Origin of the sequence: Acinetobacter soli (genome assembly GCF_000760595.1) — a bacterium.
GTDB lineage: Bacteria > Pseudomonadota > Gammaproteobacteria > Pseudomonadales > Moraxellaceae > Acinetobacter > Acinetobacter soli.
The window spans coordinates 448904-474336 of record NZ_BBNM01000001.1; the positions used below are offsets into that span (position 1 = coordinate 448904).

The following is a 25433-nucleotide window of genomic DNA, read 5'->3' on the forward strand; positions in this document are numbered from 1 at the left end:
TCAATCGGTATAGTTTGAAATTTCAATCAGATTTAGATCTGGATCGCGTATGTAAACCGAGCGAATACTGCCTACAGCACCGGTACGATTCACAGGTCCTTCGCAAATCGGAACCTGCTCGGCATTTAAGTGCGCAATCACCTGTTCAAGCGGGGTTTGAGCTATAAAACATAAATCGGCTGAGCCTCTGGTCGGATGCTCAGCTTTAGGCTCAAACTCTTTTCCAGCCTGATGTAAATTGATCTTTTGCTGACCAAATTTAAGCGCTTTACGATTGTCTCCAAATACAATAACTTCAAAACCCATCACGCGCGCATAAAACTCACATGTGACTTCGATATCTTGCACGGTTAGAACCAAATGATCTAAATGTGAAATGTGCATGTTGCAACGATCTCCTGAATACTCTTAAAACCAGATATGTGAAAAGTCATGAAATATATTTTTGATCATAAGCGTACCACGGCGCAGTTGTGAATAGGTCAAATGAAGAATCTGTTGCTTGTTGCGTTTTTTAATCCTGCTATGATGCGGTATAACTGGCTGCCAAAATGGCAGTATTAGTCCAGTATTTGCATGGATCATGAGCGAAACGCTGCGTATGGAAATCAAACAAATCAAATATTTTTCAACCGTGGTTGAGGCAGGCAGTATTGGTAAAGCCGCTCAAAAGTTAGATGTCGGTGCTTCTGCCATTAGTCAGCAAATTACCAAGCTAGAACAAGAGCTCAGCATTCGTTTATTACAACGTAATGCATTTGGTGTGACCCCAACCCCCGCGGGTCTTGCTTTTTTAAAACACTCTCAATTAATTTTGCGTCAGATTAATTTTGCGATTGATGCAGCGCATTCAGCACGTCTGTCTGGTCATGTGAGTTTGGGTTTTCCGCCAACCATCAGCGCATTGATTGGCATCCCTTTAATGAAATTAATGTCTGAACGCTACCCGGATATTCGCCTAGAAATTGTCGAAACGCTGTCAGGTAATCTGATTCAGTCAATTAATTCACGCCAGCTTGATATTGCCATTATTTTTACTCATGAAATTGATAAGCAATGGGCCATTCAGCCCTTGGTTAAAGAACAAATGTATCTGATGGCACGAAAAGAAGTGCTGATCAAACATGGTTTGTCGGATTGTTTGCAAACGGGCATTATTCAGTCACAGCAAATTGGGGATATTCCACTGGTCCTCCCCCGACAGCGCCACAGTTTACGTAAACTGCTCGAACACAAAATTGGTCAACTCAATGTGGTGTATGAGATTGATGGCCTACACCTGCTCATGGATAGCCTGATTCATCTAGATCTGGCCAGTGTCCGGCCAGGAAGTGCTTGTTTACAGAAATACAAGCACCAGATCCAGCTCTTAAAAGTGATTGATCCTGAAATCGAGCGAATTAATTACCTGGTCAGTCTGGCAGAAGAAGAGCTTTCGCCAGCAGCACTGGCAGCCAAATCAGCCATTAAAGCCTGTGTAAAAGAATTAATTCGCGCACAAATCTGGCCGTGTTCCGAACTCATTTTATAAAGGGTCATTAATTTTTCTAAATACCCAATTACTTTTAGACTCTCACTCCTTTTCTGTTTTTCCTCGTACATTCCTGCCACATGATAAATGAATTGTTCTTTATCAAACTTTGATAAGTCGTTTGAACTGGAAACACGGTATCACCCTCTCTTACCAAAATATCTGCATGACGTTGTGTCACGATCAATACGACACCTTAAGACGGACCATGCGGTCATAAAAAAAGAGACACGTGATGGTTTCCATTTTTCAGACCAAGGAGGTCTTAATGGAACAGGTTGCTAAACGTAGTGCTACGTTTAAAAAAATTCTAAATGTCACCAGTGGCAATTTCTTAGAACAATATGATTTTTTTCTTTTTGGATTTTATGCAACCTATATTGCAGCCAAGTTTTTTCATTCAGAAAATGAATACGTCTCACTTATGATGACCTTTACCGTATTCGCGGCAGGTTTTTTAATGCGACCGTTGGGGGCGATTTTTCTAGGCGCCTATGTCGACCGCGTGGGGCGTCGTAAAGGTCTGATTATCACTTTAAGTTTAATGGCACTGGGTACTATTTTAATTACTTTTGTTCCAAGTTACGATGCGATCGGCATCATTGCACCCATCTTGGTGGTGATCGGACGATTATTGCAAGGCTTTTCTGCCGGTGTTGAATCCGGTGGTGTATCGATTTATCTGGCCGAAATTGCCACAGACAAAAACCGTGGTTTTATTACCAGTTGGCAATCGGGTAGCCAGCAAATTGCAGTAGTATTTGCAGCGTTACTGGGTTATTGGCTGAATTCGGTATTGAGCCATGCTCAGGTCAGTGACTGGGGCTGGCGTATTCCATTTTTAATTGGATGTTTGATCATTCCGCTTATTTTTGTGTTCCGTCGTACGCTGGAAGAAACAGAAGACTTTAAAGCACAAAAAACCCATCCAACGACCAAAGAAATTTTTAGCACGCTTGCAAGTAACTGGCGCATTGTACTGGCCGGTATGATGATGAGTGCCATGACCACGACCACGTTCTATTTCATTACGGTTTACACCACTGTCTATGCAAAACGTACTTTAGAAATGTCGATCACAGATAGCCTTTTAGCGACTGTATTTGTAGGGTTATCCAATTTCTTCTGGTTACCTATGGGTGGCTTGCTTTCCGACAAAATTGGCCGTCGTCCTGTGCTGGTCGGCATTACGACACTTGCAATTTTTACCAGTTATCCGGTTTTAAGCTGGTTGGTCAGTGACATTAGTTTTACCAACCTGATCATTGCACTTGCGTACTTCTCTTTCTTCTTTGGTCTGTATAACGGCACCATGGTTGCCACACTGGCAGAAGTAATGCCAAAACGCGTACGTACAGTTGGCTTTTCTTTGGCATTTAGTCTTGCCGCTGCGATTTTTGGTGGCATGACGCCGATGGCCTGCACCTTCTTGGTTGAGCACACTGGTAACCCAAGCACTCCGGCTTTTTGGCTCATGTTTGCTGCCGTATGTAGCCTGATCTCAAGCCTGTATTTATGCCGTGGTGCTAAAAAGAACAATCCTGACGCAGTTGTTGAACCGGCAAAACTGAGTGTCTAACACATCAGCATCATTTGAAAATTTTAATGAACAGCACGGCGTGCATATTGCAACCGTGCTGTGTTCTTGTGTCCTTCAAGTGAGTTACTATGAAAAAATCTCCGATTGTATTGAGTATGTGCTTAGCTGGTGCAGGTTTAGGCTCTACATTCACCCATGCAGACACGCTCGAAGTGATCAGCTCTGGCGGTTTTTATTCATCTATGGAAAAACTCATTCCATTATTTGAAAAACAAACTGGTCACACGGTTCATCTGTCTTCTGGTTCATCTATGGGTGCATCGCCCACTGCAATTCCAAACCGTCTTGATCGTGGTGAGCGTTTTGATGTGGTGATGCTGGCTGCTCCAGAACTCAGTAAGCTTGCAGAAAAAGGGTATGTCGATCCAGATTCACAACGTGCTCTGGTCAATTCAAGTATTGGCATGGCTGTTCCTAAAGGTGCGCCAAAGCCAGACATTAGCTCTGCGGCAAAATTTGAACAAGTTTTACTCAATGCCAAGCACATTGGCTATTCAGCAAGTGCGAGTGGTACACACCTTGAAAAAGATGTTTTTCCAAGCTTTCCACCGGTCGAATACAAATTAATTTCGAGTAAAGCAGAAAAAGTCGTCGGCGACCGCGTTGCAAAACGTATTGCTGAAGGACAGTTTGATATTGGCTTCCAGCAAATTAGTGAAATCAAACCGTTTACTGGCCAATATGGTCAAGTTGATTTGGTCGGCCCGATTCCTGCGCCTTACCAAAAAGTCACGGTATTTGCTGCTGGCATTGGTAAAAACTCTGAACATGCAAAAGCAGCAAAAGAACTGATTCAATTTGTAAAATCGCCTCAAGCGACACAAACGATTGAAGAACAGGGTCTTGAGCAGGTTAAACAATAAAAGCTCTAAAAGGCAGCATTTTGAGAGGATGTTGCCTTTATTCTTTCGGCGGTTTACGCAGCCTGATAGAACAAAATACAAAGCGATAAACCCGTGTAGAATAATGAACAAAGGACAATGTAGTATTTGCCGTGGAACTCAAACAATTAAAGTATTTTATTGCCGTGATCGAGTCTGGAAGTTTGGGTAAAGCTGCAAAAAATCTCGATATTGGCACTTCTGCATTAAGTCAGCAAATCTCAAAATTAGAAAGCGAGCTTGCTATTCGTCTTTTACAACGTACTACTTTGGGTACAGTCCCCACCCCTGCGGGTTTAGCATTTTTTCAACAAGTACAACTGGCGCTTAGGCACCTAGAGCATGCCGTAGATTCTGCGCATTCTTCACGCTTAAGTGGTCATGTGACCGTCGGTTTTTCACCAAGTGTAGCGGCTGTGATTGGCACACATTTTTTAAAACTCATGAGAAACCGTTACCCCGACATTAAAGTCCGTTTAATAGAAGGATTATCGGGTGACTTAAAAGCTTTAGTTAATGCAAGGCAGCTCGATGTGGCTATCATCTTTCGTGACGATGTTGATCCACAATGGGCTATTCAGCCTTTGGTCAAAGAGCAAATGTTTTTAATCTCGCCTAAAGAAGTGCTGAGTCAGTATCACCTTGAAAGTTGTATCGACAAGCAAACCATTACGCATACACAGCTTAAAAAACTTCCCCTGATTTTACCGAGCCAACGACATGGCCTGCGCTTGTTGCTCGAACACAAAATTCATCAACTTAAAGTGGCCTATGAGATTGATGGACTGCATTTGCTGATGGAAAGTATCAACCAACTCGAAATGGCGACTATTCAGCCTGCGGGTGCCGCATTAAACTTACGCCAAGATTTATGTTTACTACGCGTTGTAGAACCTGCCATTGAGCGTATTAACTATTTAATTAGTTTGTCTGAAGAAGAACTCTCGCCTGCCACTTTAGCCACTAAAGTGGTGATTCGTGCATGTGTAATCAACCTGATTCAAGAAAATCGCTGGCCTGGTGCGAAGCTTATAAACACTTAAGCCATTTGTATTTATTTTTACTAAACACCCATTCAAGCTGAGCCTCTCACTGCATATTGCCTTTTAAAGCTACATTAGCCTGAGCTAAAAAAGGAGAAATCTATGCATGATGTGATTGTCATTGGGGGTGGAAATGCCGCACTGTGTGCCGCGCTCACAGCAAAAGAGAGTGGTGCTTCTGTGATAGTTTTAGAGGCAGCGCCTAAAGAATGGCGTGGTGGTAATTCACAGCACACTCGTAACCTCCGTTGCATGCATGATGCTCCTCAAGATGTACTGGTCGATGCCTATCCCGAAGAAGAATATTGGCAAGACCTACTTAAAGTCACTGCTGGCAAAACCAATGAACACTTGGCCCGCCTAGTCATTCGTAGCACGGCAACATGTCGCGACTGGATGCGTAAACATGGTGTCAATTTTCAGCCGCCGCTATCAGGTGCTTTACATGTTGCGCGTACCAATGCCTTTTTTATGGGTGGTGGTAAAGCCCTCATCAACGCCTACTACCGAAGTGCGCAAGCACTTGATATTGAGATTTTATACAATACCAAAATTAAAGATCTCAAGTTAAATCAAGGACATTTTGAAGCTGCAATTGCAGAAGATGGCCGTGTGTTTCAAGCGAAAAGCTGTGTATTGGCCGCAGGTGGTTTTGAGTCAAATCTGGAATGGTTAAGGGCAGCATGGGGACAAAATGAAAACGGCGAATGGCCTGCCGATAATTTCATTATCCGTGGAACCCGCTTTAATCAAGGCAACTTACTCAAATTTATGATCGATCAAGGCGCCGATATGATTGGTGATCCATCGCAATCGCACTGTGTGGCTGTAGATGCACGCGCACCGTTATATGACGGTGGCATCTGCACTCGTATTGACTGCGTTTCACTGGGAATTGTGGTTAATAACAGGGCCAAACGTTTTTATGATGAAGGCGAAGACTTCTGGCCAAAACGTTATGCGATTTGGGGTCGCCTTGTGGCCAAACAGCCACAGCAAATCGCCTATTCCATTATTGATTCAAAAGCCATTGGTCGCTTTATGCCACCTGTATTTGCGGGGGTAAAAGCAAATAGCATTCAAGAGCTGGCCGAAAAAATCGGGCTAGATGCAAAAACCTTATGCCATACCGTAGACGAATTTAATAAAGCCTGCGTACAAGGCACCTTTAACCATACGGTTTTAGACGATTGTACCACTCAAAATATCGTTCCCAACAAGACCCATTGGGCCCTTCCGCTCGATCGCCCGCCCTTCTATGCCTATGCGCTTAAACCCGGCATTACCTTTACCTATTTAGGCTTAAAAGTCGAAGACGATGCTGCTGTGCGTTTTAACAATAAAGCCAGCCGCAACTTATTTGTGGCAGGTGAAATGATGGCAGGTAACGTACTTGGTCAGGGTTATACCGCAGGCGTTGGCATGTCGATCGGCACGACCTTCGGACGCATTGCCGGAAAAAATGCAGCCCGCTATGCACTTTCACAAGGAGTTGAACATGAATGCTAGTACTCAAGCCCTAATTCCAGTTGTTCAGCTCTCTGAGCATGAGCAGGAAGTTCAAAGAGCGCTACAGATTTGTAATGCTTGTCGTTACTGTGAGTCGTTTTGTGCCGTGTTTGCCACCATGACCAAGCGCCTTGAGTTTAATCAAGCCGATATTCATTATCTCGCAAACCTGTGCCATAACTGTGGTGCGTGTTTACACGCTTGCCAATATGCCCCGCCACACGAATTTGGGATAAACATTCCCAAAGCGATGGCGCAAGTACGTTTAGAAACTTACCAAGAGTTTGCGACCCCGCAGCCTTTAGGGCGACTTTATAAATCTGTGGGAATTCCTTTTGTTTCGGTATTAACACTTATTTTCTTTTTATGCATGCTCGCTATGGTGCTGTATAAAGGTATTAACCTGTTTGCAGGCTATCAAGGTAATTTCTATGCGATTTTCCCGCATAACTTTTTGGCTCTATTGTTTGGAGCGACCTTTACAGTTGCCATTGTTTTGCTCGGTATTGGAATTGGTAAATTTTGGCGACAAACATCTAAAGTCATTCACGGTAAAGTTGAGAAACCCGATCTGGTTCAAGCCTCTCAAAATGTGTTAACGCTTAAATATTTAGATGGTGGACATGGCAAAGGCTGTAATGAGCAAGATGACCGTTACACACTCATTCGTCGTGTGTTCCATCACCTGACGTTTTATGGCTTTATGCTTTGCTTTGCAGCCACAGGTGTAGCGACTTTATATCACTATTTCCTTAACCTCCATGCACCTTATCCTTACCTAAGCTTGCCTGTTATTTTGGGTACGCTGGGTGGAATCGGCTTAGTGGTTGGGCCATCTGGCCTGCTCTATTTAAATCTTAAACGCCATCCACTACATGGTGACCGCGAGCAAAAACCTGTAGATCGAGGCTTTATTTTCCTTTTAATTTTAGTCAGTGCTTCAGGCTTAGCTCTCATGGCATTTCGTAATTCTCCATACATGGCGCTTTTACTGATTTTCCACTTAGCCACGGTCATGACTTTCTTTATTACCATGCCTTTTGGAAAGTTCGCACATGGTTTTTACCGCAGCGCATCTTTACTCAAATTTGCCATTGAAACACGCCAGCATACCACCCAACAGGACACATCAGCTTAAGCTCAAAAGAATTAGGTGGAATATTATCTGAAATTTGATTCATGACCTGTTGTAGCAGTTGATGAGTGCTGAGGCACATCAAGCATTTCATCTAGTGCGTTTAAACATACCACAAACATCTGTTCGAGTCGCTCAATGTCGGCACGACTGGAAAAGCCGTGTAAACGGCGAAGTAAACTTCCTTCTGTAAATATCGCCACTATTTCCGATAAGGCCACAATCTGTGCTTCAGTGGCCTGCGGATATTTAAAGCGCAGCATTTGTAGACCAAATTCTGTCAAGCTGTCATCTGCTTCTTGTGCATACACAAAAAGTGGATGTTGCTGGTTTAATTTCATTAATTCATAAATCAGTCTCACTTCATCATTAGTTAAATCGCTCTGATAAATTGTACTGATTTCTTTGGCTTTTTTATGAATGTCATGATTGCCCAAATGAAATAGAATCAGACGTTTTTGCGTCACCTGCTGAATCACCTGCTTTAAAATTTCATTTTTGTCTTGGAAACAGCGATAGATTTGACCATGACCCAAACTGGTGGCTTTGGCAATTTCCGCAATTGAAACGCCATCTATTCCTTTTTGCGCAATCAATGCCAGTGTTTTATCGATAATAAGGTGACGCCGCTCTAATGTCTTTAATGATTTCGACGCGATCTTGTTGGCCATAGTGGATTTATCGTTAAATGAGAATTTTCATTATTATTTTATAAATTAATTGTATAAAAAGTATGGAGAAAAGCCAATTTGGCTTAATTAAACTTATGTTGACGCTTTTTTTTGGTCTTCATCTGATGATTGATTCACGATGAAGATATTTTGTTTTTTTGATTCAGTCAAAACGAAATTTCAAAATTCACAACGGCAATCTAAAATGTGCGATGAAACTCCAGATTTACATTTTAGAAAGACTATGCTGCATCAGCATCAACGCTTAAAATAAAAAAGCCCTGATTTTTTCAGGGCTTTTTTGTATTTGGCGGAAGCGGTGAGATTCGAACTCACGGAGGACTCACACCCTCGTCGGTTTTCAAGACCGGTGCATTAAACCGCTCTGCCACGCTTCCAATGGCGGCTATCATATAAATAAAAACATCACTTGGCAAATTATTTTTAATAAAAATCAGTTAAATGTTCAAAATAAGCACAATATGGGCTTTTTTTCTCATGTTGAGTATTTAGTAGAATCATTTACGAGCAAAATCGGGCACTTTTCGCACATAAAGCACAAAAAAACAGCTTTTTTTAATACCTTCATTAATTTTTTGCTCAGATGAAATTATAAATGCACACCCATGTGAAAAAAGTACTGCATCTAGAGCGCAGAGTATAGTAGCTTTACACAGCAGTCTGACATGTATTTGGAGCAATCTCTTGAACCGCAAATTACTCACCTCAGAGGGTTATCAACGCTTACAAAATGAGCTTAACGATTTGGTGCGTAAAGAACGTCCTGAAATTACCAAAATTGTGTCTTGGGCAGCCAGTTTAGGCGATCGGTCAGAGAACGCCGATTATATTTACAACAAGAAAAAATTACGTGAGATTGACCGCAGAATCCGATATTTAACCAAACTTTTTGAAGTGGCACATAAAGTAGAGTACAGCCCTGAGCAAGACGGCAAAGCGTATTTTGGTGCTTGGGTAGCGCTTGAAAATGACGAAGGTGAAACCATTGAATTTCGGATTGTGGGGGATGAAGAAATTTATGGCCGTAAAGATTATATCTCGTTGCAGTCTCCCATGGCCAAAGCATGCTTGGGTAAATCCATCAATGATGAGGTGACTGTACAAACCCCATTGGGTCGGAAGATATGGTACATCAATTCGATTCGCTATCAATCAGGCTAATCGATACGGTACAAATGATTGATCATTAGAGCAGATACCCTACAGCTAATGCGTATCTGAATATTGCAAATGTAAGTCGAAAAACATGAATTTTGCACATAAAACAAACAGGATATTTTTGCTTTCGTGTCTTTGTTTACAGGCCTTACAAGCGCTGAAATAACCACCAAATTAAGTAAAATTATAATATTCATAACAGTTACCAATTTACAATTTGGTTACATACTGTTGCAGAGCTTCCTCTTTTAGACCACAACTTCAGTGTATAAATTTTCTTCCCTTAGTAAATCATAGGCTTATATATCGTAAAGACTATTTTTTGACCTAAAAATTTGACAAGAGGTTTTTAGGCAATTATTATTCGCCCTACTTTTTATTTGGTTGTTTTTTAAACTTTGTAGTTTTTCTACATAGTTATTGTTAATCCCATGTCATCACGAATGACGTCATGAATGCCCATCCTCTTTGGATTTACCAACTTGAAAAAAGTTTTGTGTATTCGTTTTGCCAAAATTTTTTAGGGCGTAAATTATCTGTAGCGGAGACAACATGCACAGTAGTTCAACTTCTGGGTCGAGGCTTGGCCTAGACACTTTATTTTCTTCTCTCCCCTTGAAAGCGCTTGCATTAAGTACAATGGTGTTTCCGTTTCACAGTATTAGTGCCAGCAAAGCCCACCAGTATAATACGGTGGTTAATAGTAATACCCTCACTGTGGTTGCGGTCGAATCGCCTACTACAGTGTTCAAAGACGGTGAGTTTATTCATGGCTTTGGTTACGATCTGGTAAGAAATTATGCACAGAGCCTTAACGTTAAGCTCAAGTTTAAAACCGTCAAAGATGATGCGACTGCGTTAAAATGGATCAACGAAGGCCGGGCCAATCTGGCCATGACCACCGCAGATTTACACAGCATTGAAACCAAGCAACTGATTTCTTTTTCGGCCAGCTGTGGTGCAGACAGTACACTGACGCAAAATGGACTCAATGCATCGCTCAACTGGGTGTTTAAATATGCCGATGATCCACTTACACAGACTGCGAGCAGTTATGTGTGTCAAAGTAAGCAAAATGGCACCATGCAGCAATTGGCGTCATTTTATAACCGCAATGTGGTGCAGCCTGAATCGTGGGAAATTATTCAGCGCGATTTGAGTAACCGACTTCCGGTATATAAGGCAAGCTTTAAACGTAGCGCTGAGCAATACAATCTGGATTGGCATTTATTGGCAGCCATAGGCTATCAAGAGTCTTATTTAAAACCCAACTCAGTCTCTCCCACTGGTGTCCGCGGTTTAATGATGCTGACCAATAATACAGCGCAGGCGATGGGCGTCAGTAATCGCAACGACCCCACCCAAAGCATTCAGGGCGGCGCAAAGTATTATGATCAAATGCTCAAGCAGTATGAAATGATTCCGTATCCAGATCGTAACTGGTACGCTCTGGTAGCGTACAACATGGGGCCAGGTGCAGTCGCTCAAATTCAAAAGCGCATTCAGGCACAGGGCAAAAACCCAAACCAGTGGCTTAACCTGTACAACTACCTAAATCGTAATCAGGCCAGCAATGGCCGCTACAGACAAGCCTTGCAATATGTTACGCGGATTCGTGCCTATTTGGAGCACATCAAGACTTCACCACGCTGGGTTGATGTTTAAGCCGAATTGATCATACAGATATAAAAAAAGCTTACTGCATCTGCGTAAGCTTTCTTTATACAAGGCTGGCGTAAATTAAGCAGTATGCTCAAGTACGCGTTTGAACAGATCTTTTTGCTCTTGGCTAGGCTTTGCAGTTTGTAAAGCCATCAACTGAGACATATCGCCCTGCACTTTGATTTTGCCTGTCATGAAGGCTTGCATTGCAGCCGCCATATCAAACTCTAAAAACACCTTACGAAGCGTCTCAGCATCCATATTTAAAGTGGTTTTGGCATTCGGAGAAAGACCTTTATGAATTTTTCCGTTTTCCAAGGATACTTCGGTGGTGTTGTCTGCATTTGCAACAACAAGATTAATGGCTAAATTTGCAAGTGCTGGTGGTAAATTTAGATCACCTGCGTCTGCACTTAGTTTTTCAACAGTTGTAAACCAATCATCAGTTAAAAATGCAGGCATGATTATTCCTCAAGTCAATTTATTCAATTATGTGTGCTGTTTTTCCAGACAGCATCATGGTTGAAGCGTTACAGCTTTTGCCTTGTTATAGCATGATCTCTAAAAAGTCCGTTAACCTTTTTTGTATGAGTCCCTTAATTTTTAGAAGAATCACAATTTTTAATCAAAAAAAAGCGCTAACTTTTTAAGAGGTTAGCGCTTGACTTGTTAGTCAGCAGCAAAGCTAAGATTGACCACATCCAGTCGTTTTTTTAATTCTTCAGGTTCTTTAAAGTCGAGTTCGCGCTGTGAGTCCAAGGCTTCAAAATCAAACAGCTCACGATCTGCCAATTGCGATGGCGAGACATTTTGTAATGCGCCAAAAATACTGTGCAAGCGTTTTGGATACTGTTTGTCCCACTCACGTAGCATCTCGTTGAGCATGGCACGTTGTAGGTTTTCTTGCGAACCACACAAGTTACACGGAATAATCGGAAACTTACGCATTTCAGCATATTTGATAATGTCTTTTTCTTCCACGTAAGCCAGCGGACGAATCAAAATATTCTTCTTGTCCGATGAAAGCAGCTTCGGTGGCATCGCCTTTAGACTTCCCCCATGGAATAAGTTCAAGAAAAAGGTCGCGATAATATCATCGCGATGATGGCCTAAAGCCACTTTGGTCGCCCCAATTTCTTGCGCAAAGCCATACAGCGAACCACGGCGCAAACGTGAACACACCGCGCAGTAGGTTTTACCTTCTGGCGTAAGGCGTTTGGTAATGGTGTAGGTGTCTTTTTCAAGAATGTAATACGGAATATTGTTCTCTTCCATATAGCGTGGCAACACGTCTTCTGGAAAGCCCGGCTGTTTCTGATCGAGATTGACCGCGACAATATCAAAGTTGATGGGTGCAATGCGCTTAAATTGCAGCAAGATATCCAGCAAGGTATAGCTGTCCTTACCGCCAGAAACGCAGACCATCACTTTATCGCCGTCTTCGATCATTTTGAAATCACGAATCGCGTGACCCACTTGTCGACGGAGCTTTTTCAGTAAGCGATAATAGGCGGAGCTTGTAGGAAGCTCTGGCTTAAAATTAAATCCTGCTTCGGACTCAACTGGCGAGTACATAGACACACGTGACCCATAAAAAAAATACTGGGCAATTTTATATGATTCGCGCGTGAATCGCATCTATAGATTTTGAATTCTTTAAATTGTCATGATTTTGTATCATGCTTTTTTATTGTCCTGAAAAAAGTAGTTCTTTGAGCATTTTTTGCACAGAACGCTTATATTTTGGACTTTTCCACAGTTTTCCACAAAACCTGTGGATAAAATTGTGGATTTCTGGAGGCTTGACAAAGTGACTAGACGAAAAAATAAGGGTTTTGTTTAAATTGATCATTTTTTAACCAATTATTTTAATTATTTAAAATCAAATGCTTATTAAAGTCAACCCAACTATTTCAAAAAAAAATTTAATTTTTTTTTGATTAACATCCAAACAATAAAGCTTGATTTTTTCTGTCAAACAGTTGTGAAAAATTTTAGCTGTATATCTCGTGTTTACGTTTTTTTTTGCTACACTGGCTTACAAGATGTCACTACTTTTAGCGAATCACCTAAAGCGAATAACATAAAATGAAAAAACGCATGGATTCTTGTTTAACATTTATTTGCTCTTTCTTACTGAGTTATGGCTGCATAAATACCGCCATCGCGGGACAGATGTTTATCTATAAAGATAAATCCGGCGCAACCTTGCTTACCAACCGTAAAAGTTCAGACCCTGCCTTAACCAAAGTCAAAGTTACTTATTACCCAGACAGTAATATTCATACCTACCGCAACTGGGGTGCCTCAGAAGCATCGGTTTTACCGAGCTACAGTAAAAACGTCAATGCTTTCGATCATATTATCCGTCAGGCAGCGCAGCGCCACGGTGTGTCAGAAGGCCTAATCAAAGCGGTCATGCATACCGAATCGGGTTTTAATATTCGTGCCCGTTCGCCCGTGGGTGCGCAAGGACTGATGCAACTCATGCCAGCTACAGCAAAACGTTTTAATGTGTCAAATGTATTTGATCCCGAACAGAATATTTTTGGTGGTGCACAGTATTTAAGCTGGCTCATGAAACGCTTTAATGGCAATATGCAGCTGGTTTTAGCAGCCTACAATGCAGGAGAAGGCAATGTCGATAAGTATGGCGGCATTCCACCGTTTCGTGAAACCCAAGATTATGTAAAGCGTGTGACCAGCCGTTACCAAAATCTGTATGTTTCCTCACAAAGCTCAAGCACGGATAATCCGTTATCATCACAAATTATTGCCCAATCGGCAAACTACACGCATCCCGATGCAAACACTGCCCCGAAATATACGCAGCAACGCCAGATTATTGCTCTTGAAAATGGTAGTTTTACCGATGCACCAAACACTTATGTGACCCGTAATGCAACGGCTTCAGCCCGAATTCAGATTTCAAATTAAGCACGTCGCCCACCCCTTACAGGATTTAACTTAAAAAAAGCTTAAATCATGTAATTGGTCTTGAATTTTCTTGGGATTCCCCTCATATTGAGAGCAATGATTTATGATGAATGAATCATAATAGGTTTTATTTATAAGAGGATTTTCTCAATGATGCGGATTGGTTTGTTTTTGCTAACCAACCTCGCGGTACTGGTTGTGGCTGGCATTATCTTGTCACTCTTCGGTGTCGGTAGTTACCATGGCGCGGGTGGCTTAAATCTAGGCAACCTTTTGGTCATCTGTTTTGTGTTTGGTATGGTGGGCTCTTTAGTCTCCCTTTTTATGTCGAAATGGATGGCTAAAAAAACCACTGGTACAGAACTGATCGATCCGAATGCGCCTCGTAATCAGGCTGAAGCATGGTTATTGCAAACTGTTGCAGATCTCTCTCAACGTGCGGGCATTAAGATGCCTGAAGTTGGTATTTTCCCGTCGTATCAATCGAATGCATTTGCAACCGGCTGGAACAAAAATGATGCATTGGTTGCCGTTTCTTCAGGATTGCTCGAACGCATGAACAAAGACGAGCTACGTGCGGTACTGGCGCACGAGATCGGTCACGTTGCAAACGGCGATATGGTGACACTGGCCTTGATTCAAGGGGTGGTCAACGCCTTTGTCATGTTCTTCGCGCGTGTGGTCGGTGATTTTATCGATCGTAATGTCTTTGGTCGTCAAGATGGTGAAGCACCGGGCATCGGTTTCTTCGTTATTACCATCGTACTCGATATTGTATTCGGTATTTTGGCCTCAGCGATTGTAATGTGGTTCTCCCGTCAGCGCGAGTATCGTGCCGACGAAGCAGGTGCACGACTTGCTGGCAAACAAGCCATGATTTCGGCATTGCTTCGCCTACAGGCGGAATCTGAATTGCCAGATCAGATGCCAAAAGAAATGAAAGCTTTTGCAATTACGGAAGGTAAGGAACAAGGGTTTAGCCTTGCAGCACTGTTCCAAACTCACCCAAGTATCGAACAGCGTGTCGCAGCACTTCATCAGTTAAACTGTCCGTAAGTGTAGCCATCAAAAAAGCCTCCAGTTGGAGGCTTTTTTCACTTTATATTCCTTGGTACCACTGCCATACATAACTTAAACCGAACCACATTGCCACCAGTAGCAGCACCAGAAATACCAAACCGATCAAATCTGGAATATGCAACCAAATCCAGCTCACCACCGGGTTACGCCAAAACACAGAATGCTGCTGTTTGCGTTCTAATTGCTCATGTAAATAAGGATGAACCACATGATCGTCACTATTAATCGCATACTCATCACGAATGTGCTGATGCACGACTTCTAGCGCTTTGCGGCTTGGTCGGATAAATATATCAAACACCGTTCCGGCCACTGGAATAAACCCGAGTATGGCATCCATGGCGGCCAGTTTGAGTACTGGCGTAAGTTTGTGTTGTGGCACCCCAATCTGCCGGGCTTTATGAATGGCATACAGCGTGAGTGCAAAGCCAGCGACATCGCCTGCAACCGGAATGGTACTCAGCGCAGCATCGGCGCCCACCCCCTGCTTGGTAAAGGGAATACGCACTACACTGTCCATGATATTGGCAAACTTTGCCAAATCTCGCTCTAAGCGAATGACCTCTTGTTGGGATATTTTTTTTGGATTGGACATGGTGATTTCACTTCTTAAAACGAAATTAAGTATTTAAATTTGAGGCAGCAATTGCGCCGCAATACATAAATAAATCACGACCCCTGTTGCATCACAAATCGAAGTGACCAAAGGCGCAGAGGCACTGGCCGGATCAAGATTCAAACGATTTAAAATAAACGGTAAACTCATACCAATTACACTGCCAATCAGCACAATCCCAATCATACTTAAGATCAATACCAAAGCCACCATGGCATCGCCACGAATATAGCCCAGCACTGCAACGGCCATCGCCATCGTAACACCAAGTGCCAGAGCCACCAGACATTCACGCCCCAAAAGCAGCAGCCAGTCTTTTAAGACCACATCACCTGTCGCCAATGCACGCACCATGAGCGTAGCCGACTGAGAACCTGCATTTCCGCCACTTCCCACCAGTAAAGGCAAAAAAAACACCAGTACAATATTCGATTCAATAATTGATTCGAAATGTGCAATTCCCAATCCTGATAGCAAACTGCCAAAAACCAGAATGACCAGCCAAAAAACACGTTTCTTATAAAGCTGAAACAGCGGCGTTTGTTTCAAATTAAGTGTAGGCGCAGATGCCTCCACCCCTGCACTTTTCAAGAAATCTTCATTGGCCTCTTCACTGGCGACATCCATGGCATCATCATAGGTCACTATTCCAACCAGCCGATGCTGTCGATCGATGATTGGTAACGCCAGTAAATCGTATCTGGCAATTTTCTTGGCCACATCGTCCTGATCATCATCAACATAAGCATAGACAATATCTGTAGCCATTAAAGCACCGACATTGGCATCTACAGGTGCCAGTATCAACTGATGTAATGAAATCTCACCTAATAACTGTTGCTGCTCATCAATGATGTACGACTCATAAATCGTTTCGGCATCTGGGGCTTCTTGACGTAAAAAATCAATCGCTTCAGCTATACTCATTTCGGCGCGCAAGGTGGCATATTCCGAGGTCATAATCGCCCCTGCCGTACCTTCTTGATACTCTGCCAGCCGGCGCAGATCTTCACGCTTGGCTTGTGCCAGCGCAGGCAACAAGGCCACCTGCTCAGAGGGTGCCAAAGCCTTAAACACATCGGTGCGTTTGTCCGCCGGCATTTCTGTAACAATGGTCGCCAGATCGGCACGAGATAAAAGTTTTGCCAAACGCGCCTGATAATCAGCATGCATCGCAGCATAAACTTTGGCGCGCTTGGGCAACTGCATCAAAATCAAACTGGATGACTCAACTGGTAGTTGCTCAAGTGCCTCGGCCACATCAATCGATTGCAGCTCATGCAGTAGCATTTGAGCCGCACCAATATCCATATGTGCCAAGGCATCGGCCAAGGCTAAGATATTTGGAGCCGTTTTCATTGTTTCTCTCCAAGTACTATGTTTATTTTTATAGCAGGTGGTTTCAACCCCACCCAGATTGTTCTGTTAAAGCAAATATAAAATTTAAAATGCTAACCGCTTAAGATGCCCTAGATTTTGTGCGTCCCATTGAACGAACCAATACATACATAAACGGAATAAAGATCAGCACCAAAATGGTCCCAAACACCACACCTCCAAACACACTATACCCGATCGCCTGACGGCTTAGCGCACCCGCGCCAGAAGAAAACATCAACGGAATCACACCTGCACCAAATGCCAGCGAGGTCATCAAAATCGGTCTTAAGCGTAGTCCAGCAGATTTCAGTGCGGCATCAAGAATACGATGCCCTTGATTTTGCAAGTTAGAGGCGTACTCCACCATCAAGATCGCATTTTTACACGACAACCCAATGGTCGTGAGTAATGCGATTTGAAAGTAAATATCATTGGCAAAATTAAACCAAGAACTAAATAAAATGGTGCCGCCTATCCCAAGCGGAATAGCAGCCATGACGATACTCGGAATCGACCAGCTTTCATAAAGTGCTGCAAGACACAAAAAGATAAACACAACAGAAATGACATACAACCACACCGCTTGGTTACTCGACTCGCGCTCTTGATAGGCAATGCCACTCCACGCCAATCCCACTTCTGGCATTTTATCGACCAGTTGAGTCAAACTCTGCATGGCTTGTCCCGTACTTGCGCCGTTGCCTGCATCGGCTTCCATTTCAAGTGATGGATACCCCATAAAGCGTTCCAGCAATGGAGGAGCACCGGTCCATTCAACCTGACTAAATTGTGAAAACGGTGTCATTTGTCCTTGCGCATTTTTAACAAACCAGTAGCTTAAATCTTCGGGTTTCGAACGATATTGCATGTCACCTTGTAAATACACACGTTTGATTCGACCGCGATCAATAAAATCATTGATGTAACTGCCGCTCCACGCTGTGGAAATGGTCTGATTAATCTGTGCCACATCTAGCCCGAGTGCCATAGCCACTTTATGGTCAATCTTGATATTCAGTACGGCTTGATCGTCATTACTGCGTTTATCAATGTTGCGTAAATCCTGTGTGGCATCTTCTTGGTCTTGAAGTTGCTTAAAGGCATCCAACAGATGCTCACGGCCAAGTCCTTTTAAATCTTGCAGCCAAAATGAAATCTTGTCTGAATTACCCAATCCGCGAATCACAGATGGCATGAGTACAAAGATACGTGCTTGATTATCCTGACTAAAATACTGCATTGCACGCTCACGAATTTTCTGCGCGCTGTTTTCACTGCCCTTTCGCTCATCCCAGTGTTTTAAAGACACATAGGCCTGCCCCAAGTTTTGTCCTGTTCCCGAATTGTTTCGTCCTTGAATTACCATAATACCGTTCAGATTGGCTTTTTCATGTTGCATAAAATAGTCTGAAATCTGCTTGCCAATCGCTTCGGTTTTACTCAGCGGTGTCCCCTGAGGCAAAGTAAACTGAACGCTCAATGCTCCCTGATCTTCTTGCGGTAGAAAGCTGGTTGGCAAATTCCGATACACCCATACAAAGGTCGCGATCAGCGCCACAAAGATTACCAGCGTGATGGCTTTGGTTTGAATACTACGCTTGGTTAAACGCAAATACTGGTCTCTAAGTTGATCCAGCTTATAATTGAACCAATGTGCCCATTTAAACTCACGTTTATGGGGCTTTAATAAGACTGCACACAGTGCTGGAGTTAAAATCAGTGCCACCATCAATGACAGCGCCATCGCTGCGACCAGCGTAATCGAAAACTGCCGGTAAATAATGCCCGTTGCACCACTAAAAAACGACATTGGAATAAAGACGGCGGTCAGTACCAAGGTAATGCCCACCAGTGCACCACTGATTTCCTGCATAGACAGGATACTGGCTTCACGTGCATCGACCTGTTGCTCATGCATCAAGCGTTCCACGTTTTCGACCACCACAATTGCATCGTCGACCAACAAACCAATCGCCAAGACCATGGCAAATAGCGTTAAGGTATTAATGCTCATGCCCAGTACTGCCAGTACGGCAAAGGTCCCCAAGATCACAACGGGCACGGTAATGGTTGGAATGAGCGTGGCGCGCCAGTTTTGTAAAAATAGAAACATCACCAGTACCACCAGCACAATCGCCTCAAGTAACGTGCTCACCACTTGTTTGATGGATTCTTTTACAAATGGTGTGTCATCTCGTGGATACACAATAAAGTAACCATCTGGCAGATTTTTTTCGAGGCGTGCAATTTCCTGATACACCGCATCGGCGGTCTTCACCAGATTAGCACCCACTGCAAGTGATACCGACAAGCCCGCTGCCGGATAGCCATTGAGGCGGTTAAACACCTGATAGTTTTGCGCACCAATCTCGACACGTGCAATGTCTTTTAAATAGACAAAACTGCCATTATTGTTGGCTTTAACAATGATATTTTCAAACTGTTCTGGCGTTTTTAACAGCGAGCCAGATGTAACCTTGGCATTTAGGTATTGATCGTCGGGTGCAGGTAAATCACCAATAGCACCTGCCGCCACCTGAGTATTCTGATTTTCCAGTGCAGAACGTACTTCACCAACGGTCAATTGATAATGCTGTAATTTAATCGGATCGAGCCAGATGCGCATGGCATACTGAGAGCCGAACACATTAATTTCGCCCACGCCTTCAATGCGGCTTAAGTTCAGCTCGAAATTGTTGGTCAGATAATCTGCAATATCAATATTGCTTGATTTACCTGAGCGATCACCTAATCCCATCACCAAAAAAGAATCACTTAAGGACTTTCGAACAATCACGCCTTGACGCTGCACATCGTCTGGAAGTCGGTTTAGAGCTCCATTGATGGCATTTTGAACTTGGACTTGGGCCTGATCTGGGTTGGTTCCTTGCTGAAAGTACAAACTAATTTGGCTGTTACCATTGGCATCACTGCTCGAACTAAAATACAGCAGATGATCAATACCCTTGATTTGCTGCTCGAGCACTTGGGTCACACTGTCTTCAACAGCCTGTGCATCTGCACCGCTATAACTGGTCGAAACGACAATTCGAGGCGGCGCGATATCCGGATAACGCTCGACAGGTAGATTGAGAAGGGAAAATACGCCCACCGCCATCACAATAATTGCCAAAACTACAGCAAAAATAGGTCTATCAATAAAAAATCTGGATAGCATGATGGCGTGCGCTCAAAATTGAGTGAATGACCGCAAAGATCATTCAGATTTTTAGGTACTAGCTGATACGCTGATCATCAATGAGCAACTCATGAAATACAAGCAGAATTTACAGAATCGTGTAGTAATTTATAACTTTGGATAAATCATGAAGATTTGGTAACTATAAGGCTAGTTTGGATATTTGAAAATTTGGTTGTCTTAATTGTTTCTTAAGCCAATTCCCTTAACTTTAGAGCAAATTTAATTGCTTAAAACGTTATGACTCCCTATTCCCCATTTAAAGGTAAACAAGGCTTAAAACGTATTTTCAATGCAACAGGCTACTCGGTGGCAGGCTTTAAATCTGCATTTCGACTAGAAGCGGCATTTCGACAAATTATCTTGCTGAATATTGTGCTGGGAATCATCAATTTCAGTTTGCACTTAAGTGCGCTCGAACATGCAATTTTACTGATTGTGGGACTACTGGCCATTATTGTCGAACTCTTTAATTCGGCCATTGAAGCAGTGGTTGACCGGATTTCTTTAGAGCGCCATGAACTATCCAAAAATGCCAAGGACATGGGTAGTGCTGCACAGTGTGTTGCGCTCATCATGATTGCCGCGACATGGGCGATTATTTTATTTTGGACATAAAAAAACCATGCTTATCCAGGAATAAACATGGTGAAAACCAGAAACTACAGCCTTTGTTTCTGAGTTAAGAATAAGCATTGAAACTTAAAATTAAATTAATCCACGGCTAAAAATTGATTTTTTAAGCACATTCATCATCAAATTGTGGTTTTTTAGTTGATTCTCTATCTTAAAGCTAAAACATCATTATAAAAAAAGACCGTGAGCAGGCTCACGGTCTTTTTAGATATTCAATCCCGATTGTATTTAAAATCGGAATGCGGTCGATATTACATCATACCGCCCATACCACCCATGCCACCCATATCAGGCATTGCTGGTTTGTCTTCTGGAATATCTGTGATCATCGCTTCAGTAGTCAACATCAAGCCCGCAACAGATGCTGCATGCTCAAGCGCAGAACGCGTAACTTTAGCTGGATCAAGAATACCCATTTCAAGCATGTCGCCATATACACCCGTTGCTGCGTTATAGCCGAAGTTACCTTCACCTGCTTTGACTGCATTAACAACAACAGAAGGCTCATCACCTGCATTCGATACGATTTGGCGAAGTGGTGCTTCAATCGCACGACGTAAAATGTTGATACCAACAGTTTGGTCATCATTTGCGCCAGTTAAGCCGTCAAGTGAGTTCACTGCACGTACAAGTGCAACACCACCACCTGCAACCACACCTTCTTCAACTGCAGCACGCGTTGCATGAAGCGCATCGTCTACACGGTCTTTCTTCTCTTTCATTTCAACTTCAGTTGCTGCACCGATTTTGATCACTGCAACACCGCCCGCAAGTTTTGCTACGCGTTCTTGAAGTTTTTCTTTGTCGTATTCAGAAGTTGACTCTTCGATTTGCGCACGAATCTGCTGAACACGTTCTGCAATCGCATTGGCATCACCCGCACCATCTACAATCACTGTGTTTTCTTTCGATACTGTGATTTTGTGTGCAGTACCCAAATCTTGAAGAGTAGCTTGCTCAAGCGACATACCTACTTCTTCAGAAATTACAGTAGCGCCAGTCAAGATCGCGATGTCTTGTAGCATTGCTTTACGACGGTCACCAAAACCAGGGGCTTTTACCGCACATACTTTGATAATACCGCGCATGTTGTTAACAACAAGTGTTGCAAGCGCTTCGCCTTCAACATCTTCAGCAATGATCAAAAGCGGTTTACCCGTTTTTGCAACTGCTTCTAAAGTGGTAATCAATTCACGAATGTTGCTGATTTTTTTATCAACAAGAAGAATGAACGGATTTTCCAGTTCAGCAGTGAGCGTGTCTTGCTTGTTTGCGAAGTATGGTGAGATATAACCACGGTCAAACTGCATACCTTCTACAACATCAAGCGCATCTTCAAAGCCTGAACCTTCTTCAACGGTAATCACGCCTTCTTTGCCCACTTTTTCCATTGCTTGAGCAATCAATTTACCTACAGTCTCGTCAGAGTTTGCAGAAATTGAACCCACTTGCTCAATTGCTTTGAAATCGTCAGCAGGTTTAGCTGTCGCGCGAATGTTTTCAACCACTGCTCTTACTGCAATGTCGATTCCGCGTTTAAGATCCATCGGGTTCATACCAGCAGTTACTGATTTGATCCCTTCATTTAAGATCGCTTGTGCAAGAACAGTCGCTGTCGTTGTTCCGTCACCGGCGATATCGTTGGTTTTGCTTGATACTTCACGTACCAACTGTGCACCCATGTTCTCAAATTTGTCTTTGAGAGAGATTTCTTTTGCAACCGTTACGCCGTCTTTCGTAATGTGTGGTGCACCGAAAGAACGGTCAATAACCACGTTACGACCTTTAGGGCCGAGTGTCACTTTCACTGCATCTGCAAGAACGTTTACACCTGCGATCATTTTTGAACGCGCTGAATCACCGAATTTTACGTCTTTAGCTGACATTCTCTACTCCAATTTTTTCTATCAATGCTTGATCTGATTTATCAATGAGTGGTTAATGCGCAAATTAGCCTTCAAGAACAGCTAAAATGTCAGATTCTTTCATGATTAAGAATTCGTCACCATTTACTTTCACAGTTGTACCTGCATAAGTACCGAATAACACTTTGTCGCCTACTTTTACGTCAAGTGCACGAACGCCGTTATCCGTAATTTGACCATTACCTACTGCAATGACTTCACCTTGAGCCGGTTTTTCAGCAGCAGAACCTGGCAATAAAATTCCGCCAGCCGTTTTTGTTTCTTCTTCAACACGACGAATTACTACACGGTCATGTAATGGACGAATGTTGCTCATAAATAACTCCATCAGACTAAGTCTATTTTAATAAATGATGTTTGCTGTCATTCTTCCTAAAGCAATCATCAAAATGAATTTGATGACACTTTTGTGGGGATGGAAAAAACGGCTTCAAGGGCAAAAAAGAAAAAAAAATGAATTTTTGTATTTTTTTTAAACACTCATTTGTGATCTGACAGCTTTTCAATCGGTGCAGGCTGTAAAACAAACTGACGTAAGTTGGAATCAAACCAATAATGCTGAACCTGACCATCTTTAAAAATCACGTTAAAGCTGTTGGGTAAACTTTTATAAAGTCGATAAGACGTCGCTGTGCCAGCATGAATGTCATAAACCGGATGCGCTGCCTGCAAATCATAAATCTGATTCAAATCATATACCGCAGTTTTATGCAGATGTCCGTGGAGCACACCAAACAAGCCACTTTTACTCCAGTTATTCAGCGCCATTCTGCCGAGCACCGGACAATCTTTAATACCGTGCGGTTCATCGGGTGGTGTATAAAAGGGCTGATGCAAGGTGACCAGCTTAAGCTTATGGGCAGGGCCGCGTTTAAGCAGCTCATTGGTTTTTTGAATTTGTTCTAGCGAAATATAGCCACGGGTATGATAGCGACGCCGAATACTATTCACACCAATGACATAAAAATGCTCGGTTTCAATAGTCGGCTCAAGTGCGCCGAAGAAAAACTGATAGCGAACAAATGGAGAAAAAAAACGGTTCCACAAATGGTACAGCGGAATATCGTGGTTGCCGGGAATAACCATATAAGGAATACCCAGACTATCGAGAAATTGCTTGCACGAATAAAACTGCGTAAAGCGGGCACGTTGGGTCAGATCACCACTTACTACTATGACTTCCGGCTCATGCTCCCGACAAAAAGCAGCAATGGCATCTAGACACTCTTGTTTCTCGGTACCAAAGTGTAAATCAGACAGATGCAGCAGCATGAGGCACCATAATAGTTAAGGCATTTTTTTTCACGGTAAAAGTTAAAGGTGTCGTCAACTCTTCAATTTCTCCATCAATGGCGATTTTTAATTTTTTACGCTTACAATCGACGACTACGCGATCTGCACTAAAGCTGTATACATCTTTGGCCTGCTCGAGCGCACCGCGAATCAATTGATAGAGCATTTTAAAAAGACTGGTCTTATCGCTTTTGGCCAGCACTACACCTGCGACTCGCCCCTGCGCCGCGCATTCTGCGATTTGCAGATTCATTTCTTTGAGTTGAAGCTGATTATTACCAAAGAAGATCAATGGCGTTTTGACAGGATAAAGGTGGTCATCCACTTTAATCGATAATTTGAGCTCTTTACGATCACGAATGAGTACATCTAAAGCCGAAGTGTATGCATTTAAAGGTAAACGTCCAAAACGCTGATTATACATTTCACGCTTTTGAATAAATAAGGGATACAACCCCAAACTGGCATTGTTCAAATAAATACGATCATTGACACTTGCCACATGTACCGATCGTTGGGCACCTGTTGCGATCACCTCGGCGGCTTGAATCAGATCAAGCGGTATATCGAGAACGCGTGCCACATAATTGAATGTACCGAGCGGCAAGATTCCCATTGCAAGCCCGGTATCGACCAGCTTGGTTGCCACCGCATTAAGTGTACCATCTCCACCAGCCGCAACCACTACTCCCTCATACCCAGTACGGTCTGAGGTTTGATGACGTTCGAGTACATTCGACATGAGCGTATTAAACGACATGTCATGTTCCAGCTCAAAAACCTGAATCTCAAAATCATAATGAGTAAAGAGTGTCATGATTTGTTCATATACCCCCTCATTATCACTTGCATGAAATCCAGATTTTCCGTTATAAATGATGGAGAGTGGTTTTAATTTAGCCATACGTTTTAATATGTCAAACAGTGGACATACTTTATTTTTGAATACAAAATACACAAATAAAAGCGCTTTTATGTAATTTTTGAATGGTGATCATTTATTTTATCAATAATATATATTAGTCAAATCCGCCATATAAAATCATGATATGCAAATTTATTTTATAAATAAATAGTCTCTATTTCTTTATAAAATACCAAAAACACCCCCTAAAAATAACTTAAAATATTGATTTACAACAAATTAAACAAAAAT

At 42.7% G+C, this 25433-nt stretch carries 22 protein-coding genes and 1 tRNA gene; 11 read left to right on the forward strand and 12 right to left on the reverse strand.

The window, feature by feature from the left end:
- A complete protein-coding gene (locus tag Aso01_RS02135; RefSeq protein ID WP_004939691.1) occupies positions 1 to 384 on the reverse strand; it encodes a VOC family protein in 384 nt (127 codons plus the stop codon).
- 217 nt (positions 385 to 601) lie between these two features.
- Here Aso01_RS02135 and Aso01_RS02140 point away from each other — a divergent pair, with 217 nt between their 5' ends.
- From Aso01_RS02140 to tcuB, 6 genes are all read left to right on the forward strand, one after another.
- Positions 602 to 1531 (forward strand): LysR family transcriptional regulator, encoded by a 930-nt coding sequence (locus tag Aso01_RS02140; protein ID WP_039910099.1) that lies wholly within the window; start codon positions 602 to 604, stop codon positions 1529 to 1531.
- Between the two features lie 268 nt (positions 1532 to 1799).
- Positions 1800 to 3110 carry an MFS transporter gene (locus tag Aso01_RS02145; RefSeq protein WP_004925205.1) on the forward strand — a complete coding sequence of 437 codons (1311 nt, stop codon included), beginning with the start codon at positions 1800 to 1802 and terminating at the stop codon, positions 3108 to 3110.
- 89 nt (positions 3111 to 3199) lie between these two features.
- Positions 3200 to 3994, forward strand: coding sequence for a substrate-binding domain-containing protein (locus tag Aso01_RS02150; protein ID WP_004939695.1), 795 nt, complete (start codon positions 3200 to 3202; stop codon positions 3992 to 3994).
- 131 nt (positions 3995 to 4125) lie between these two features.
- Complete coding sequence (locus tag Aso01_RS02155; protein WP_004939696.1) at positions 4126 to 5055, forward strand: LysR family transcriptional regulator; 930 nt, start codon at positions 4126 to 4128, stop codon at positions 5053 to 5055.
- A 102-nt stretch (positions 5056 to 5157) separates the two neighbouring features.
- Positions 5158 to 6564 carry an FAD-dependent tricarballylate dehydrogenase TcuA gene (gene tcuA, locus Aso01_RS02160; RefSeq protein WP_004939698.1) on the forward strand — a complete coding sequence of 469 codons (1407 nt, stop codon included), beginning with the start codon at positions 5158 to 5160 and terminating at the stop codon, positions 6562 to 6564.
- Entirely contained in the window at positions 6554 to 7702 is a 1149-nt protein-coding gene (gene tcuB / locus Aso01_RS02165; protein ID WP_004939700.1) for a tricarballylate utilization 4Fe-4S protein TcuB, read from the forward strand. Before tcuA ends, tcuB begins: the two co-directional genes overlap by 11 nt.
- 23 nt (positions 7703 to 7725) lie before the next feature.
- On the opposite strand, the gene Aso01_RS02170 is transcribed toward tcuB, so the two are convergent.
- Both Aso01_RS02170 and Aso01_RS02175 read right to left on the reverse strand, forming a co-directional pair.
- The gene (locus Aso01_RS02170) at positions 7726 to 8370 is read right to left on the reverse strand and encodes a TetR/AcrR family transcriptional regulator (protein ID WP_004939702.1); all 645 of its coding nucleotides are present in this window, start codon (positions 8368 to 8370) and stop codon (positions 7726 to 7728) included.
- Between the two features lie 308 nt (positions 8371 to 8678).
- A tRNA-Ser gene (locus Aso01_RS02175) sits at positions 8679 to 8768 on the reverse strand.
- 307 nt (positions 8769 to 9075) lie between these two features.
- On the opposite strand from Aso01_RS02175, the gene greB reads away from it, so the two are divergent.
- Complete coding sequence (gene greB, locus Aso01_RS02180) at positions 9076 to 9552, forward strand: transcription elongation factor GreB (RefSeq protein WP_004939704.1); 477 nt, start codon at positions 9076 to 9078, stop codon at positions 9550 to 9552.
- Between the two features lie 549 nt (positions 9553 to 10101).
- Positions 10102 to 11214: an MltF family protein gene (locus tag Aso01_RS02185; protein ID WP_004939708.1), complete on the forward strand. Its 1113-nt coding sequence runs from the start codon at positions 10102 to 10104 to the stop codon at positions 11212 to 11214.
- A gap of 75 nt (positions 11215 to 11289) precedes the next feature.
- On the opposite strand, the gene Aso01_RS02190 is transcribed toward Aso01_RS02185, so the two are convergent.
- On the reverse strand, positions 11290 to 11673 hold the full coding sequence (locus tag Aso01_RS02190; RefSeq protein WP_004939712.1) for an SCP2 sterol-binding domain-containing protein: 384 nt from the start codon (positions 11671 to 11673) through the stop codon (positions 11290 to 11292).
- 207 nt (positions 11674 to 11880) lie between these two features.
- Positions 11881 to 12786: a tRNA 2-thiocytidine(32) synthetase TtcA gene (ttcA, locus tag Aso01_RS02195; RefSeq protein ID WP_025096236.1), complete on the reverse strand. Its 906-nt coding sequence runs from the start codon at positions 12784 to 12786 to the stop codon at positions 11881 to 11883.
- Between the two features lie 513 nt (positions 12787 to 13299).
- On the opposite strand from ttcA, the gene Aso01_RS02200 reads away from it, so the two are divergent.
- Together Aso01_RS02200 and htpX are read left to right on the forward strand one after the other, a co-directional pair.
- Positions 13300 to 14148: a lytic transglycosylase domain-containing protein gene (locus Aso01_RS02200; RefSeq protein WP_004939717.1), complete on the forward strand. Its 849-nt coding sequence runs from the start codon at positions 13300 to 13302 to the stop codon at positions 14146 to 14148.
- A 150-nt stretch (positions 14149 to 14298) separates the two neighbouring features.
- Positions 14299 to 15204 carry a protease HtpX gene (gene htpX, locus Aso01_RS02205; protein WP_004939720.1) on the forward strand — a complete coding sequence of 302 codons (906 nt, stop codon included), beginning with the start codon at positions 14299 to 14301 and terminating at the stop codon, positions 15202 to 15204.
- Between the two features lie 43 nt (positions 15205 to 15247).
- Here htpX and Aso01_RS02210 read toward each other — a convergent pair whose 3' ends face one another.
- From Aso01_RS02210 to Aso01_RS02220, 3 genes are all read right to left on the reverse strand, one after another.
- Positions 15248 to 15823: a DUF4112 domain-containing protein gene (locus Aso01_RS02210; protein ID WP_004939723.1), complete on the reverse strand. Its 576-nt coding sequence runs from the start codon at positions 15821 to 15823 to the stop codon at positions 15248 to 15250.
- A gap of 33 nt (positions 15824 to 15856) precedes the next feature.
- Positions 15857 to 17203, reverse strand: a complete 1347-nt coding sequence (gene mgtE, locus Aso01_RS02215; RefSeq protein WP_004939725.1) for a magnesium transporter — start codon at positions 17201 to 17203, stop codon at positions 15857 to 15859.
- A 100-nt stretch (positions 17204 to 17303) separates the two neighbouring features.
- The gene (locus Aso01_RS02220; RefSeq protein WP_004939727.1) at positions 17304 to 20402 is read right to left on the reverse strand and encodes an efflux RND transporter permease subunit; all 3099 of its coding nucleotides are present in this window, start codon (positions 20400 to 20402) and stop codon (positions 17304 to 17306) included.
- 261 nt (positions 20403 to 20663) lie between these two features.
- Here Aso01_RS02220 and Aso01_RS02225 point away from each other — a divergent pair, with 261 nt between their 5' ends.
- A complete protein-coding gene (locus Aso01_RS02225; RefSeq protein ID WP_004939730.1) occupies positions 20664 to 21041 on the forward strand; it encodes a diacylglycerol kinase in 378 nt (125 codons plus the stop codon).
- 269 nt (positions 21042 to 21310) lie between these two features.
- Here Aso01_RS02225 and groL read toward each other — a convergent pair whose 3' ends face one another.
- From groL to Aso01_RS02245, 4 genes are all read right to left on the reverse strand, one after another.
- Entirely contained in the window at positions 21311 to 22945 is a 1635-nt protein-coding gene (gene groL, locus Aso01_RS02230; protein WP_004939733.1) for a chaperonin GroEL, read from the reverse strand.
- Between the two features lie 64 nt (positions 22946 to 23009).
- A complete protein-coding gene (gene groES, locus Aso01_RS02235; RefSeq protein WP_004939735.1) occupies positions 23010 to 23300 on the reverse strand; it encodes a co-chaperone GroES in 291 nt (96 codons plus the stop codon).
- A 164-nt stretch (positions 23301 to 23464) separates the two neighbouring features.
- Entirely contained in the window at positions 23465 to 24256 is a 792-nt protein-coding gene (locus Aso01_RS02240; RefSeq protein ID WP_004939742.1) for a metallophosphoesterase family protein, read from the reverse strand.
- Positions 24237 to 25181: a diacylglycerol/lipid kinase family protein gene (locus tag Aso01_RS02245; protein WP_004939744.1), complete on the reverse strand. Its 945-nt coding sequence runs from the start codon at positions 25179 to 25181 to the stop codon at positions 24237 to 24239. Before Aso01_RS02245 ends, Aso01_RS02240 begins: the two co-directional genes overlap by 20 nt.
- Between the last annotated feature and the right edge of the window lie 252 nt (positions 25182 to 25433).